Source organism: Nostoc sp. ChiVER01 (genome assembly GCF_034531155.1).
Classification (GTDB): Bacteria; Cyanobacteriota; Cyanobacteriia; order Cyanobacteriales; family Nostocaceae; genus Nostoc.
Map to the genome: position 1 here is coordinate 1 of NZ_JAVRBS010000021.1, position 15,263 is coordinate 15,263.

Sequence of the window (15,263 nt, forward strand, 5' to 3'; positions counted from 1 at the left end):
TTTGTTATTTCGGAGTACTCATTTGTTATTTCGGAGTACTCATTTGTTATTTCGGCGTGTCCATAACGCACCATACGAAAGAATGTCACTGAAATAACGTGGATTTAGATCCCCGACTTCTTGAAGAAGTCGGGGATCTGAGCCTCAACTTTTGCTTAAGTAAGTGACATTCTACCCTATGAAACTACTAAAAGAGTTGAAACCTCTGCTGGTCATACTTGTGTGTACACCCTAGCCTACAAGGAGAGAGGCTTTAAGGCTTACTTCCCAACGCTAGTAGAGAAGGGGTTGGGGGTTAGGTCTGGTAAAATTGTGATTCACACAACTGAAAACTGCTGTAAGCGTCAAGGAGAAAGTGTAAAATTAATGTCTGATAGAACTAAAAATCAGATTATTCATATTTTAGAACAGTTAACCAGTGACTATCAAACCACAAAATCAGAACGCGAGGGAATCGCCGCCAATTTTCCCACATCTCATTATGAGTTTTCGATTTTAGAATAACTTAAACTATTAACAGTTAATATCAGAGGATATGCCAGTCAAATTCAAGTCAAGGGTGAGATAGAAAATCAACAGCAAGCAATTGATAACTTAAATCACCTGGCAGTTTTTGATGTTCCTGCTGTTGCTCAATTTTACTTTGGTAGTAATGGAGAATATCAGGGTACAAAAGCTTATTTACGGATGTTAGACTATTTACGCTTGCTGATTATTGAGTATTTAAGTTTGTCTGCAATGACTATTAGAGTGTAAGTTGCTAAAATTTAAATCAACTATATCTGTTTTCTCATTTTTATTTTTATCCAGGATACAGCAATGACTCAAGCAATTGATAAGCAACAAATGATAATTGATGAATTGAAAAAGTTATCTCCTGATAAGCAACAAGAGGTATTAAATTTTATTGAGTTTTTGCAGTTTAAGGATATGCAAAAGCAGGAGACACTTAAGGATAAGGAGGAGGAAAAAGAAGTTTCATTTTTAGAAGCCGCTAAGGAGTTTATTGGATGTGTTGATGGAGGCCCAGGAGATTTGGCGACTAATAAAAAGTATTTAGAAGGGTTCGGCAGGTAGTGAAGCAAAATATCATTATTGATACTGGCCCCCTAGTTGCTTTAATTAATAATCGGGAACAATATCATAGTTGGGCTACTAAAGAAGTCGCTAATCTAGCTTACCCTTTCTTTACTTGTGAAGCAGTAATTACTGAGGCGTGTTTTATACTGCAAAATTTTTATGGTGGTGAAGATGCTGTAATGGAATTAGTTAGTAGTAGTAATATTCAAATTTCATTTCGTCTCAGTGATGAAATAGGAACGGTTAGAGAGTTGCTGAAACGGTATCAGAATGTGCCAATGTCTTTAGCTGATGCGTGTTTAGTGAGAATGAATGAGTTGATTAATGTTTTATGTATGCCTATCTTCCTAATTGGGAAGAGTTAGAGATAAAATTACAGAAAAATTGTCAGCAATGACTACTGATTTACGAGCGGCCTAAATTATTTATTAATTCTTCTATGGCTCTATTTTTTGTATTTTCGTCAGGCAGAAAATAAAAAACTTTTTGTAAAAGCTCTATAGTTGCATTTTGAGCAAACCAATCATCACTAGGATTGTCTAGAATATTTAAAAAATACTTTAAACGCTGCTCTATAGCATCTTTATCTGCTTTAGCTAGTTGTCCCATGCGTTCCAACCAATTTCCTGCTGAGTCTTTGAAGCAATTAGCATCAACAGTACACAGTTGATGAACCAGGACATAAGAATTTTTCTCAAGACCGTTTTGGCTAGTTGGGTTAATTGGATACGTTGTTGGTAAACCGTTAGATGTTGTTTGTGAGGTTAGAGGAATAACAGAAAAAGTTGCTATATAACCTGACTCATCCTGAAACTGATCACCTGTCCAAACTACATAAGGATGCGTTCCTCTAAAAACTCTACTAGAATTGATGTTTTCAGTGCAAGAGATAGTCTGACATTGTACTTCACCTGGCTCATCCAAATCATAAATATGAGTGTGTCCAACTCTGCAACGTAGAGATACCCTATAGGGATTAATAAAATAGATCCAACCTTGTCTAGGTTTTTGTCCAGCCACCTGATAATCCTAATTGCCTAATTCATTGATTAATCTATCTCTTTCTGCTTGTAAGTTAAGTTTAACTTTTTCTTCAGGTCTGTGGGTATCTTTTACTTCCATCATGGGAGCAGTGTTATATACATACTCTAGTAACTGAGTAAGTTTATCTTGTCCTGCACCAGCCCATTCTCTCCTAATATTATCCAGTACTAACGTCAAACTTATAGGCAATTCTAAATCATCTACATTACCTGCTTGGGCACCAAGTTTGATAAGTATTGTATCTCCCTGAGATTCTTGAGATATTTCTTTACCATCCATTTGATTTAAAGTATTATCTATATCCTCATTCCAAGGGCCATAGTAATAATAACGCCAATCTAAATGTGTCAGCTGCTTTGCTGTCCATTTGACAGAGTAAAGATCAGCTAAATACAAAAACTTTATTAGCTGTGTTTTTGTAATATAACCTTTTGTCGCGTAGACAAAATATTTTATGAGCTTCTCCAACATCGTTCTCTCTCTTTGCTAACTCCCATAAGACTTTTGTCTAAATTTAATAAATATTAATAGATAAAATCATTCCATTAATAACTCTACTGTTTGAGAGCTTTTCATGGATTGATATCGCTTTATTATAGTGAGTTGTATTCAGCCCTTGACACTTTCAGGTTTGGATGCCAAGATGAATAGTTCTTATGTACTATCTATTTTAGTACATGATGCAGTTTATGTAATCACAAAATTTGTAACTAGCATTTAATCTGTTGGTGACAGTTAATAAAAGTGTTGTGGGTAGGTAGACAGCCTTCTGCAACTTTATCATTTCTTTGACGGGCAAAAACACTACAGACATAACCCATCTTTCAACCTTACTCACGGTTAGGACACTTTGCTCCCAAGTGTAATTTCTGGCGATGTCTGCGACGGGCTATGCTTACGCACGATCGGAAATTCCCTTCAAGGAACTTGTAGTAATAATTTCCAATCTTTGACACTACAGCTTTCTTAATGCTTAAATTTATGCTGGCTAAATTCCCATTATCTGTATTCACACTTTTATTAGGATTTGCCATAACTCAAAACTTTGGATGTACAACTCAAAAAGATAATTCAGCGATCGCTCAAACTTCACCGAAGCCAACGCCTCAAGAAATTGTGCAACCAGGAGAAGTTCTGGCTCTACCAGGTAAGTTGGATAACATACCCGTTTTTAACAGCAATAGCCCAGAATGGATTAAAATTGAAGGTATTTTACTTTCTTTCGTGGTCTACGCTACTTTGATGGCCAAGGTCAACAAAAGACACGCTATGTACATCTATGGCACAGAACTGGTCAGGTGTTAGAAACATTGGTGCAGCTTATACTTCCACCTTCAACTAAGCGAATAGTACAGGTAGATGTAATTTATCCACCAGATTCGACACTACCGCAAGTCCTGAGTGTAAGAACTTTAGAAAAGTGATCTCAAAAAAATCAAATAACTTAAGGCTTATATGGTTTTCCAGTACACTAACGCATTTGTCACCATAGCATCGGTTAATTGTGAGGAGTTAGTGAATTTCTATACTAGATTTCTGGAGCAAAAGCCAGTTATTTTGATTCCAAATATCTATGCTGAGTTTAATTTAGTTGGTATGCGATTAGGTATTTTTAAACCTAAGAACACAAATGAATCAGAATTTGAAGCGATGTCTGACGACAAGCCACTTTGGGTTTACGCCAAAAGTAAGATAAGTTTGTGTTTAGAGGTGAGTAATTTAGAAGATGCGATCGCTCACCTAACAACATTAGGTTATCCCCCACCAGGAGACATTTCCATTGCTTCCCACGGCAGAGAAATTTATGCCTATGATCCTGATGGTAATCGGATAATTTTACATCAAGCCCCAGTGAATGATAATTAATAAGTGATAATAATTTATTTGGTAATTGATTATGGCTATAACTCAAAACTATAGATTAAACCTGATTCAATGGTATCCGGGTCACATTGCGAAAGCTGAAAGGAAGCTCAAAGAACAGCTGAAGCGGGTAGATGTGGTGTTTGAAGTACGAGACGCACGGATTCCCTTAGCGACTCACCATCCCCAAATCGGTGAGTGGGTGGAGGGTAAGACACGGGTGTTGATACTTAACCGAGTAGATATGATTACGCCGCAAATGCGATCGCTGTGGATAGATTGGTTTAAACGTCAAGGAGAAGTCCCTTATTTTACCAACGCTCAACATGGTAAAGGTATAGCAGAAGTGGCACGGGCAGCACAAGCTGCTGGAGTAGAACTTAATAAAAGAAGAAGCGATCGCGGCATGTTACCCCGTCCAGTGCGAGCTGTGGTGATTGGTTTTCCCAATGTCGGAAAATCAGCTTTGATTAACCGCCTGTTGGGACGGCGAGTAGTAGAAAGTGCAGCTCGTCCTGGGGTGACGCGCCAACTGCGCTGGGTGCGAATTTCCGAACATTTAGAATTGCTAGATGCTCCTGGTGTCATCCCTTTAAGATTAGAAGACCAAGATGCAGCATTGAAATTAGCCATTTGTGATGATATCGGTGAAGCCTCTTACGATAACCAGCTAGTAGCAGCAGCCCTAGTGGATTTACTCAACTATTTGGAAGCTGTAGCCACAGATTTGTTACCTAAGAAACCATTAGAGTCTCGTTACCAACTCGACTCGACATCAGACACCGGAGATACCTATTTGCACGCCTTGGCGGAGCATCGTTACAAAGGTGATATAGAGCGAGCAGCAAGGCAACTTTTAACAGATTTTCGCAAGGGTTCGTTAGGTGAAATTAGTTTAGAATTACCTCCTAATTAAATAAGGATAAAAGAAAATTTGTTAATTTCTCATTTTTAATCGAGCAGCCCGCATCCTTAAAATCAACATAGTTCCTCCTGTAAATAGCATACCCAGTAACAAGGTTTTTAGACTAAGATTTTTTCCGCTCTCACTTACTAAAATACCTTCCAATACTAGAGAAGGTATTAATATCCCTCCATAAATCAAGAAATTAGAAAGTATCAATTTTCTTTTTGCTAGAAGAGTTAATATCGTTAAGCCAAACCCTAGAGGAATAAAAGTTAGCGCATAGTAAAAAATTTTCTGATTTTTAGGCATTAATTCCAATAAATTCAAAGAGTAAAAATTCTGTAAATTATCTACATATACTTGGATAGTTGCTCTGGAATAAGTGATGACTATATGGTGAAGTTTAGTGTCTTTAAAAATATTAGGTATATTCAGTCTTAAATCTGCTCCATTTTCTCCAGTTATCGGCGTTCGTAATCGTAAATCTAAGTCATTTCCCTGCTGTCCTAGTGTCAAATTGCGACGTAGGGAAGTGCCGGAAATTGAAATAATACGGGCAGGGCCAAACTGCTCTAAGTTAGTAGTAGCAAGGGTAGTACTAAGTGTAAATTCAGATGTTTTACTAATTCTTTTGCTGAGAGTTGTGACAGGAGTAGCTGTTTGTAGCCAATGACTAGAACTCAAAAAAACACCTTTACCTTCTTGAGCGTCTGAAGGCTGTCCTTGCCACAATAGTTCTGGCAATTGTCCAGTCTGTTCTTTATAGCAACATTTTCCTTTAAATTGATAATTCGCTATTAAAGAATTACCAAGATTATTAAAGTAACTGGAATCAGCTAATCCTTGTACTACCCCATTTTTCGAGATGGCTCGATCAGCAATATAAATTTCAGATATGTATCCTTGCCAAGGTCTATCTCTCGTCTGCTCGTTCCCAATCAGTAGGGGATAATTTCTATCCCAATTACTCAAAATTATCGTATTTTGCCACAACAGCGAAATCAGGAATGTTAAAAATATATATCCAATAAAAAATATTATTATCTGTTTATTTGAGCGGCTAGCTCTACTATTTTCTATCTGTGCAATAGTTTTTTTAAAGCTTTGATTATTCCATAGGTAAAAACAAATGAAACCAATAAATCCACCAATACTATTGTTCATAATATCTGATGGAGTAGGCATTCTTGAAGGTAGAAATATTTGCAATCCTTCAACTGTAAACGATAAGCTAGCACTTACCAAAGTAACTATGAAAACTTGTACTCCTGTTTTTATCTTTCTTTTCTGCAAGAGTCTAGTCAAGCCAAACCCTAAAGGCATAAACAGCAAAAAATTATTTACTTGGTCTTGAAAATTACTAGCATTGTTAAAATTAGCAAAAAACTTTGGGATGGAAAAACTATCTGGGATGGAAAAATTAAATGGATAAAGTGTAGCTAATAGTACTAAAACAATGCTGATGATGACAATCAGTAAATTAAATATTTGAGCGGAAACTGGGTATTTATTCATAAGTTATTCTGTGATTACTATGACTACTAATGGATAGCAATAAAGTTACTTTCAATATATAGTATTGAACAAAGCCGTTAAAACAAGCCGATGCTAGACACTTTTAACAAGCGTGTATTGTAACTTTATTATTGTCCTAAGTTTTCTGTCCGTTACTATATCAATGATTGTTGAGAGTAAGTAACTAAAAACTTTTCTTACTGTTTTGCCCTAAGTATGAATTATTAATTACCACTAATAGATGCTTAAAGCTACTTTTGAACTGCACACAATATCAACGCTGCTTTTATATTATTTACTAGTAGATAATTATGAGCAGTAAATTATGAAGAAATCATCAAGGTATTCTAAAAACTACATATAGTTGGGTTTGGGTTTAAGTTGACACTAATGGCGGATATACGCTCTTACTGAGGGTTTTATCAAGAAAGGCAGGAGGTGAAGCAGTGCGGTTTGGATAAGAAGATACTCTCGTCTGCGGCAGCGCCCTTAAAAAGGGGTAAAGGAGGAGAAAATTAGCCTTGTAATTTATCGGGGGTTGGAGGGATCTTTGCAGGGTAAACAGCCGCAATCTGAACTTACCGTACTGGCTCACAAAATTGAAAATTTGCGAACTGAATCTCCAGCAAAGTTGTCTCTTTCAATGTAATATCTGTCACATGCAGTTGTCGGAATGCAGTTAACAGTGTCATAAAGAAAAGGTGAAGGTTAACCTGTAGTGTATAACTTACCTTAGAGTTGCTTGCACCTCTAGCTTCGATGGATCACACTCATGACTGAACTGACGCTACGCCTACAAGAGGGAGATACCGAGACAACGATCGCAGTTGATCAAGATATATTCACAATTGGCCGTTTGCCGGAATGTAACCTGTACTTACCTTTTGCTGGAGTATCTCGCAACCATGCCCGCTTGATGAAAACAGCTGAAGGTGTGTGGACTATTGAGGATCTGGGCAGCAAAAACGGGACGCAAGTAAATAAATATCTTGTTAACTTCCCCCAAGAGTTACATCACGGCGATATCGTTTGGCTGGGCAATGTTAGCCTGGTAGTGCTGCTCACAAGCCCGATTTCACAACCGACAGGGCATCATGGAACTTCGGATATTAATGAACAAAGAACAATCCTTCACAATGTCGAACAATTACAACAGCAATGGATCGCAGCCGATAGCAAAGATGGCAACATCAATAATAAAGACAAAACCATTGCCCGTCTCAAAGACTTAGTGGACATAGCGAAAAATCTTTGTGCGGCGGCATCTATAGAAGAAATTTTTTCTCAGGTGCAGCAAGTGGTTTTTCGTTACCTTGATAGTATTGATCGCTTGGCATTATTAATTGATGTTAATGGTTGCGGTCAATTAGAATTAGTTAATTCTGCTACTAGAAATATTTCCCAACAAAAACATCTCCCCTCTGATGGAAGTTGGATTAGTCGTAGTATCTGTCAAAAGGTATTTGACGAAAAAGTTGTTATTCAAACAGCCGATACCCAGCAGGATGAACGGTTTGCTAGTGAACAGAGTATTTTGGTTAAAGGCATTCGCAGCGCGATGGCAGTGCCTTTATGGGATGAAAATAAAGTTGTGGGCGTATTGTATGCCGATGCTAATCTTTCTTCTTACCATTGGGCAAATGAAGGCGAAGAAGAACTCAGCTTTTTTTCAGCTTTAGCAAACATTGTAGCTTCTAGCGTCCAGCGTTGGTTACTGGTAGAGAAACTCAAAACTGAAGAAATGATTCGTCACCGACTAGAACGCTATCATTCTCCAGCCGTTGTGCAGCAGTTGATCTCTGTAGGTGCATTACCGGGTGGTCGTTTAGCTCCCACCGAGAGCGAAATCAGTATTTTGTTTGCAGATTTGGTTGGCTTTACAGCAATTTCTGAACGGTTAACACCAACAGCGATCGCTCAATTATTAAATAATTTATTTGAAGAAATGCTAAAAGAAGTTTTTACTTGGGGCGGCACTTTAGATAAATATATTGGCGATTGTATTATGGCATTTTTTGGCGCTCCAGAACCGCAACCAGATCACGCCGATCGCGCTGTTAATGCTGCTAAAGGAATGCTGACTCGTCTGGAACATCTTAATGCCAACGGTTTTTGGCACGAACCCCTTCAATTACGTATTGCGATTAATAGCGGTAAGGCTGTTGTAGGAGATGTCGGTAGTTCCCAAAGGGTAGATTATACGGCATTAGGCGCGACGATTAATCTTGCTGCTCGGATGGAAGCAGTTTGTCCTCCTAGTGAATGCGTGATTAGTGAAGCCACTCATAAAATGCTTTCACTGCCTTCAGACTTTGAAGAAATGGGAGATTATCGTTTCAAAGGTATTGAGCGATTAGTTAAAGTTTATCAGACAAAATTGCAGCCAATGCCAACAATTCTTACTCCATTTATTAATCTTTAATTTGAATATGGCGACTTCAAATATTTGTTGAATCACCTTCAATGGCAATTTGAGTAATTTTGTGCCAAGAAGGGAATACTGAGTATAAATGAAAAATAATATTGTGCAATCAGGAAGGCTATGGCTGATTCATCCGCTTTAAAAATGATTGCTAAAGCGCCCCAAATCATGGTATTGTTCACTGGAGGGTTCAGTGCCATTTTGGGATTTTTGGTGATGCTTGCGTGGCATACTCACTTCAGTGCCATCATTCAAGTCCTGCCAAATTCGCCTCCCATGCGCTACAACACTGCTCTAGCGTTTTTCTTCAATGGCTGGGCATTGCTGACTCTAATCAAAAAGTGGCGACTACTTGCAGCCGGATTTAGCTTAGTGGTTGTTCTGATTGGTGGCTTGACTTTAGCACAATATATCTTTCAGGTAAACTTTGGTATCGACCAACTTTTTATACAGGACTATCTGACAAACAATCTTCTTACTTCTACCGAAACTTTAGGGAGCGATAAATCTATCCACCAATTTGTGATTAAAGTTGGTACTCCCTTACCTGGCCGCCCTTCTCTGAATACAGCACTAGCTTTTACTCTATTAGGTATAGCATCGCTATGCTTATCTCTAGTCAAGATGAGCAAACGTTTATTAATTGTTGCTGGATTGTTATCAGCAGGAGCGATCGCCATTGCACTTGTAGCATTATTCGGCTACGTTAGCGGTCTAGAAACAGCTTACAAATACAAAGGGGGATATCTAACAGGTGTAGCACTTCCAACAGGGCTGGGTTTGCTGATGATTGGGGTTAGCGTCCAACTTTTAGCTTTTGAGGGAATCGATCGCCTACCACGATGGTTTCCCCTGAGTATTGGTTTTGGAGTTTTGACTGCAAATCTATTACTTTGGCAAGCGATAAATAGTTGGAACAATATACTTGTTAAGCAGCTATCAAATACTAGCCCAAAAGTTCAATTGCTACTATCTCCGGTAGCCCAGCTAGTGCTGGTAGAAGGACTGTTCTTAAGCTTACTGGTGACGCTAGTTTTCTATTTTTCTCAACTTACCCAAAAACAAGCAGCGCGGTTGAAACTGACGAATAATGACTTGCTAAAGTCTAACTCATTACTTCAGGCAACCTTAGAATCTACAGCTGATGGTATTTTGGTTCTTAATGCTCAGGGAATAAAAATTAACTTCAATACTCAATTTCTTGAGATGTGGCAAGTTCCAGACTCAGTTATTAAAGCGATGAAATGGGGACAGGATCAGCCAATATTGTTATTTATTGCTAGTCAACTCCAAGATCCAGAAGCGTTTTTGGAAGCGACTAATCAAATGCTTAACCGCCCAGAGAAGGAGACTTACGATATTTGCCAATTTCAAGATGGGCGAGTTTTTGAATTATATACTCGTCCGCAGTGGATTAGCGATCGCCCCATCGGACGAGTTTTCAGCTTTCGGGACATCACGAAGCGGATACAGGGAGAAGCCGCTCTCCAAAAAAGTGAAGAAAGGCTAAAACTCGCATTGGAAGGTTCTGGCGATGGTTTATGGGACTGGAAAATTTCTACTGGCGAAGTTTATTTGAGTCCCCTCTGGCTGGAAATGCTAGGATACAGCGTCGGAGAACTCCCAGGTCATGTTAGGACTTGGGAGCGGTTGATTCATCCAGAAGACCAGCCTTGGGTAATGGAAACCTTGAATGCTCATCTTCAAGATAGTTCCCATGCTTATAACTTTGATTATCGAGTCTTGACTAAATCCGGCCAGTGGAAATGGATTGCCAATTACGCAAAGGTTGTCACACGGGATGAAGATGGGAACCCACTGCGGATGACAGGGACTCATCGAGACATTAACGATCGCAAACAAGCACAAGAGCAACTCCGCTTCCTGAAAACAATCGCATTTGCGATCGCCGAGTCCCCAAATTTCAACTCGGCATTAGGGCAAGTTTTGCAATTAGTCTGTCAAACAACTCATTGGGACTATGGCGAAGCCTGGATTCCTTCTGCGAATAGTCATGTTTTACAGTGTAGTTCAGCTTGGTACATCAATGACCATGAGCATGAGAATCATCTACCCCAAATCGAGGAATTTCGGGCGGTGAGTGAAAAATTGACCTTTGCTTTAGGCGTTGGTTTACCTGGAAGAGTGTGGGCATCACAGCAACCAGAGTGGCATGAAGATATTTCCAAACAACCAGAAACTATTTTTCTCCGTCAAGATACAGCTTTAGAAAATGACATCAAAGCTGGGTTGGGAATTCCTGTGGTTGTCAACCAGCAAGTTCTGGCAGTGCTAGTATTTTTTAAGTTGGCAATTGCCACTCAGGATAAGCAGACGGTAGAAAATATTTCAGCTATTGCTGCCCAATTGGGTTTATTGCTGCAACGTAAACAAATGGAAGAAGAACTCTTTCATGAAAAAGAATTAGCGCAAGTTACGTTACATTCTATTGGTGACGGGGTGATCACTACAGATGCAGCTGGCAAAATTGAGTATTTCAACCCCGTTGCTGAAATGCTCACAGGTTGGAGTCAGCAACAAGCAAAAGGTTTACCATTAAAAGAAGTCTTTAGAATTTTCCATGAAACCACGCGAGAACCAGCAGAAAATCCGGTAGAAAAAGCTTTAAAATCAGGGCAGATCGTCGGTCTAGCAAATCACACAGTTTTAATTACCCGTGACAACAAAGAAATTGCTATTGATGACTCTGCTGCACCAATTCGCGATCGCTACAATCAAATTGTCGGTGTAGTTATGGTGTTTCATGATGTTAGCCAAAACCGTAGCCTCTCCCGTCAACTCTCTTGGCAAGCAAGCCACGATTTCTTAACGGGGCTAGTCAATCGCTACGAATTTGAACAATGTTTAGAACAAGCGGTGAGCAACGCCAAAACACACAACCTAGAACACGCTTTGTGCTATCTGGATTTGGATCAATTCAAAATTGTCAACGATACCTGTGGTCATGCGGCTGGTGATGAACTTTTACGGCAAATCACAAGACTATTGCAAACTAAGATCCGTCAAACAGACGTATTAGCTAGACTAGGCGGCGATGAATTTGGCGCATTGCTTTACCAATGTTCTTTAGAGCAAGCTATGCGGATTGCTAATATTTGGCGCGAAACTATTCAAGAGTTTCGGTTTATTTGGCAAGACAGTATTTTTTCTATTGGAGCCAGTATTGGGTTAGTAAAAATTAATGCAATTAGTGATAACAGAGCCAGTCTGTTGAGCTACGCAGATGCCGCTTGCTATGCTGCTAAAAATAAGGGACGTAATCGCGTTCATATTTTTCAGCTTGACGATGAAGAACTTTTACAACAGCGTGGAGAAATGCAGTGGGTTTCACGGATTACCAAGGCGCTAGCAGAAAATCGTTTTTGCTTATATTCCCAAGCCATTACAGCGATCGCTCCCACAGAAACACAGGAAACTCATTACGAAATCTTGCTGCGCTTGAGAGATGAGAAGGGAAATTTAGTTGTACCGATGGCATTTATTCCGGCAGCTGAACGCTACAATCTGATGCCGACAATTGATCGCTGGGTGATCGAAACCCTGTTTAAGTCTTGGTCATTAACAGAACATCATAGTAAAGCTATTTATGCCATCAATCTTTCAGGCACTAGTATCAACGACGATCAGTTTATTAGCTTTTTGCGTGAGCAATTTCCATTGTATCAAGTTCCACCACAGTCAATTTGCTTTGAAATTACCGAAACCGTAGCGATCGCTAACTTAACAAAAGCCAGTCAGTTTATTAGCGAACTCCAGGGCTGGGGCTGCCATATTGCCTTAGATGATTTTGGTAGTGGTATGTCCTCTTTTGCCTATCTTAAAACCCTCCCAGTAGACTATTTGAAAATTGATGGCGGATTTATTAAGAACATTATCGAGAATTCTGTAGATGATGCAATGGTGGAAGCGATTAACCGCATTGGGCATGTAATGGGGATAAAAACAATCGCTGAGTTTGTCGAAAATGATGCTATCTTACAACGACTCAAACAACTTGGAGTCGATTACGCTCAAGGTTATGGAGTGGGGAAACCAAGTCCATTAATATTTACTTAAAGCTTAATGGTGAATCGTGAATGGGAATAATTACGAATTACGAATTACCTGATGCCAACTTGAAAAATTTGCTCTGCGGTCAAATTCAACTCTGGAAAAGTTGACGACTCGATTCGGTCATCTCCTCGAAATTTACTAATACGATACTCACCTTCTTCTAAAGAGCAAACCAAAAGAGTAGGTTGTTTAGGTTTGCCAATAAATTCTCTACCACCCAATGCACCATAATCTACAATCCAATATTCAGGAATTCCCATTTCTTCTCTTCGAGACGCTACGCGAACATAGTCAGCGTATTTTTTCAGATAATCATCACGCCAGTTTGTACTTACCCTTACGGGTTCGTCAGTTGCTTCAACGTGGGGAACCCGCGCAACGCACTGACTTACTACCTCAATTACTAAAGGAATTGATGCTGCTTGAGTAACAGTTGATTCTTTTTTCCACCGAGGTTCATTAACTAAATTAGGGAGATTTAAAAGTAATACATCTGGCGAATAAGCTGATTCGTTTTCAAGTGGTTTAACTAATACTGTTTTTGGTATACCATACCGCAGTCCGAGGCGACTATATTCTAAAGTTATTTTTGTAGATAAAAATACAATAATCTCTTCATGGTCGCCTGTTGGTTGGGGCATTTCTATTACTACTCCATCATATAGTTCGTAACGTTGTCCTGTGTTATCTGGATATTTAGCAACAAATTCATCAAATGTAACTACTTTGCGTAAGACTTGAGTCATAGCTTGATTCCTCGATTGTGCTATAACAACTTCAATTGGATTTAATTTATCAATATTAATACTTATTGATTAGTATAGTTTAGTTCAATTAAAGTTGCGAAATTGTAATATTGGGCAGCTAATTCTTAGCTAAAAGATTAGAATTTGGGTAGTAGCTTCCTCAATTTATATGTATAACATTAGGAAGCCAGCTTCAAGCTATTTTTTAACGGGAGGTCAGGTAATGGCGATCGCCACCATTAATCCCGCCACTGGGGAAACGCTCAAAACCTTTGAGCCACTCAATGATGCAGAAATTGCCGCTAAACTCGATTTAGCTAATCAGACTTTTGAAAAGTATCGTCAGACAAATTTCTCTGAGCGATCGCACTGGCTTTCAAAAGCTGCTGATATTTTAGAGCAAGACAAAGCAGAATTTGCTAAGTTAATGACTCTAGAAATGGGTAAGCCATTTAAAGCTGCGATCGCGGAAGTCGAAAAATGTGCCGTCGTCTGCCGCTATTATGCCGAACATGCCCCTGATTTTTTGGCTGATGTCAGTATAAAAACGGATGCCAGCCAGAGTTTTATACGTTATCAACCAATGGGTGCGATTCTCGCGGTGATGCCGTGGAATTTCCCCTTTTGGCAAGTGTTCCGCTTTGCTGCACCAGCGCTAATGGCGGGAAATGTCGGTTTACTCAAACATGCTTCCAACGTGCCGCAGTGCGCCTTGGCAATTGAAGATATTATCCGACGGGCAGGTTTTCCTGAAGGTGCGTTTCAAACTCTATTAATAGGCGCTGCTAAAGTTGCCGATTTAATGGCTGATGACCGCATAAAAGCTGCTACCTTGACCGGAAGCGAACCAGCAGGTGCATCCCTCGCCGCCGCCGCCGGTAAACAAATCAAAAAAACCGTTTTGGAATTAGGAGGAAGTGACCCGTTTATTGTGTTAGAAAGTGCTGACTTAGAGACAGCAGTTGTCACAGCTACTACAGCGCGGATGTTGAATAACGGGCAATCATGTATTGCAGCGAAACGTTTTATTGTCGTAGAAGCGATCGCAGACAAATTTGAAAAATTACTTTTAGAAAAATTTGAGGCGCTCAAAGTTGGCGATCCCATGCAACCAGATACCGATTTAGGCCCATTGGCAACTCCTGGTATTCTCCAGGATTTAGATCAACAAGTTCAAAATGCTATTAACAGTGGTGGTAAAGTCCTCACCGGTGGAAATCCTTTATCAGATCGTTCTGGAAACTTTTATCCACCAACGATTATCATAGATATCCCGCCTGAAGCACCAATTGCCAAAGAAGAATTCTTTGGCCCGGTAGCCTTGTTATTCCGGGTTCCAGATATCGATACTGCCATTAAACTCGCTAATGACATCCCCTTTGGCTTAGGTGCAAGTGCTTGGACAACCAACAACCAAGAGAGCGATCGCTTGGTTGAGGAAATTGAAGCAGGTGCCGTGTTTATTAACAGTATGGTCAAATCCGATCCTCGGTTGCCCTTTGGTGGCATCAAGCGTTCTGGATATGGCAGAGAATTGAGTATCCAGGGTATACATGAGTTTGTCAATCTTAAAACCGTGTGGGTTAAATGATTAGTCATTGGTCATTGGTCA

General features: G+C 39.5%; 13 protein-coding genes and 1 pseudogene. 10 read left to right on the forward strand and 4 right to left on the reverse strand.

All coding sequences use genetic code 11. The annotated features are described in order from the left end of the window. Positions 1-366 precede the first annotated feature (366 nt). The 3 genes from RMY00_RS24080 (at position 367) to RMY00_RS24090 (ending at position 1,445) form a co-directional block, all read left to right on the forward strand. Entirely contained in the window at positions 367-504 is a 138-nt protein-coding gene (locus tag RMY00_RS24080; RefSeq protein ID WP_322649958.1) for a hypothetical protein, read from the forward strand. Positions 505-819: 315 nt separating this feature from the next. Next, positions 820-1,077 carry a DUF2281 domain-containing protein gene (locus RMY00_RS24085; RefSeq protein WP_322649959.1) on the forward strand — a complete coding sequence of 86 codons (258 nt, stop codon included), beginning with the start codon at positions 820-822 and terminating at the stop codon, positions 1,075-1,077. Further along, positions 1,077-1,445: a type II toxin-antitoxin system VapC family toxin gene (locus RMY00_RS24090; protein WP_322649960.1), complete on the forward strand. Its 369-nt coding sequence runs from the start codon at positions 1,077-1,079 to the stop codon at positions 1,443-1,445. The genes RMY00_RS24085 and RMY00_RS24090 overlap by 1 nt, the downstream gene beginning before the upstream one ends. A 40-nt stretch (positions 1,446-1,485) precedes the next feature. Here RMY00_RS24090 and RMY00_RS24095 read toward each other — a convergent pair whose 3' ends face one another. Next, positions 1,486-2,100 (reverse strand): type II toxin-antitoxin system PemK/MazF family toxin, encoded by a 615-nt coding sequence (locus RMY00_RS24095; protein ID WP_322649961.1) that lies wholly within the window; start codon positions 2,098-2,100, stop codon positions 1,486-1,488. A gap of 9 nt (positions 2,101-2,109) precedes the next feature. After that, positions 2,110-2,595, reverse strand: coding sequence for a type II toxin-antitoxin system antitoxin SocA domain-containing protein (locus RMY00_RS24100; protein ID WP_322649962.1), 486 nt, complete (start codon positions 2,593-2,595; stop codon positions 2,110-2,112). 510 nt (positions 2,596-3,105) lie between these two features. Between RMY00_RS24100 and RMY00_RS24105 the strand changes: the two genes are divergently transcribed. From RMY00_RS24105 to ylqF, 4 genes and pseudogenes are all read left to right on the forward strand, one after another. Further along, a complete protein-coding gene (locus RMY00_RS24105; protein ID WP_322649963.1) occupies positions 3,106-3,429 on the forward strand; it encodes a DUF3370 family protein in 324 nt (107 codons plus the stop codon). Next, positions 3,396-3,548, forward strand: a pseudogene (locus tag RMY00_RS24110) (DUF3370 family protein); the annotation flags it as partial. The gene RMY00_RS24105 and the pseudogene RMY00_RS24110, both read left to right, overlap by 34 nt. Before the next feature lie 31 nt (positions 3,549-3,579). Continuing rightward, complete coding sequence (locus RMY00_RS24115; protein WP_322649964.1) at positions 3,580-3,990, forward strand: VOC family protein; 411 nt, start codon at positions 3,580-3,582, stop codon at positions 3,988-3,990. 31 nt (positions 3,991-4,021) lie between these two features. After that, complete coding sequence (ylqF, locus tag RMY00_RS24120; protein WP_322649965.1) at positions 4,022-4,903, forward strand: ribosome biogenesis GTPase YlqF; 882 nt, start codon at positions 4,022-4,024, stop codon at positions 4,901-4,903. A gap of 21 nt (positions 4,904-4,924) precedes the next feature. On the opposite strand, the gene RMY00_RS24125 is transcribed toward ylqF, so the two are convergent. Further along, positions 4,925-6,409, reverse strand: coding sequence for a VanZ family protein (locus tag RMY00_RS24125; protein WP_322649966.1), 1,485 nt, complete (start codon positions 6,407-6,409; stop codon positions 4,925-4,927). A gap of 772 nt (positions 6,410-7,181) precedes the next feature. On the opposite strand from RMY00_RS24125, the gene RMY00_RS24130 reads away from it, so the two are divergent. After that, a complete protein-coding gene (locus RMY00_RS24130) occupies positions 7,182-8,831 on the forward strand; it encodes an adenylate/guanylate cyclase domain-containing protein (RefSeq protein WP_322649967.1) in 1,650 nt (549 codons plus the stop codon). Between the two features lie 120 nt (positions 8,832-8,951). Then, entirely contained in the window at positions 8,952-12,908 is a 3,957-nt protein-coding gene (locus tag RMY00_RS24135) for an EAL domain-containing protein (RefSeq protein ID WP_322649968.1), read from the forward strand. A gap of 44 nt (positions 12,909-12,952) precedes the next feature. Here the strand turns inward: RMY00_RS24135 and RMY00_RS24140 are convergent, their stop codons facing one another. Then, positions 12,953-13,651 (reverse strand): Uma2 family endonuclease, encoded by a 699-nt coding sequence (locus RMY00_RS24140; RefSeq protein WP_322649969.1) that lies wholly within the window; start codon positions 13,649-13,651, stop codon positions 12,953-12,955. 223 nt (positions 13,652-13,874) lie between these two features. On the opposite strand from RMY00_RS24140, the gene RMY00_RS24145 reads away from it, so the two are divergent. Next, positions 13,875-15,242 (forward strand): NAD-dependent succinate-semialdehyde dehydrogenase, encoded by a 1,368-nt coding sequence (locus tag RMY00_RS24145; protein WP_322649970.1) that lies wholly within the window; start codon positions 13,875-13,877, stop codon positions 15,240-15,242. Positions 15,243-15,263 lie beyond the last annotated feature (21 nt).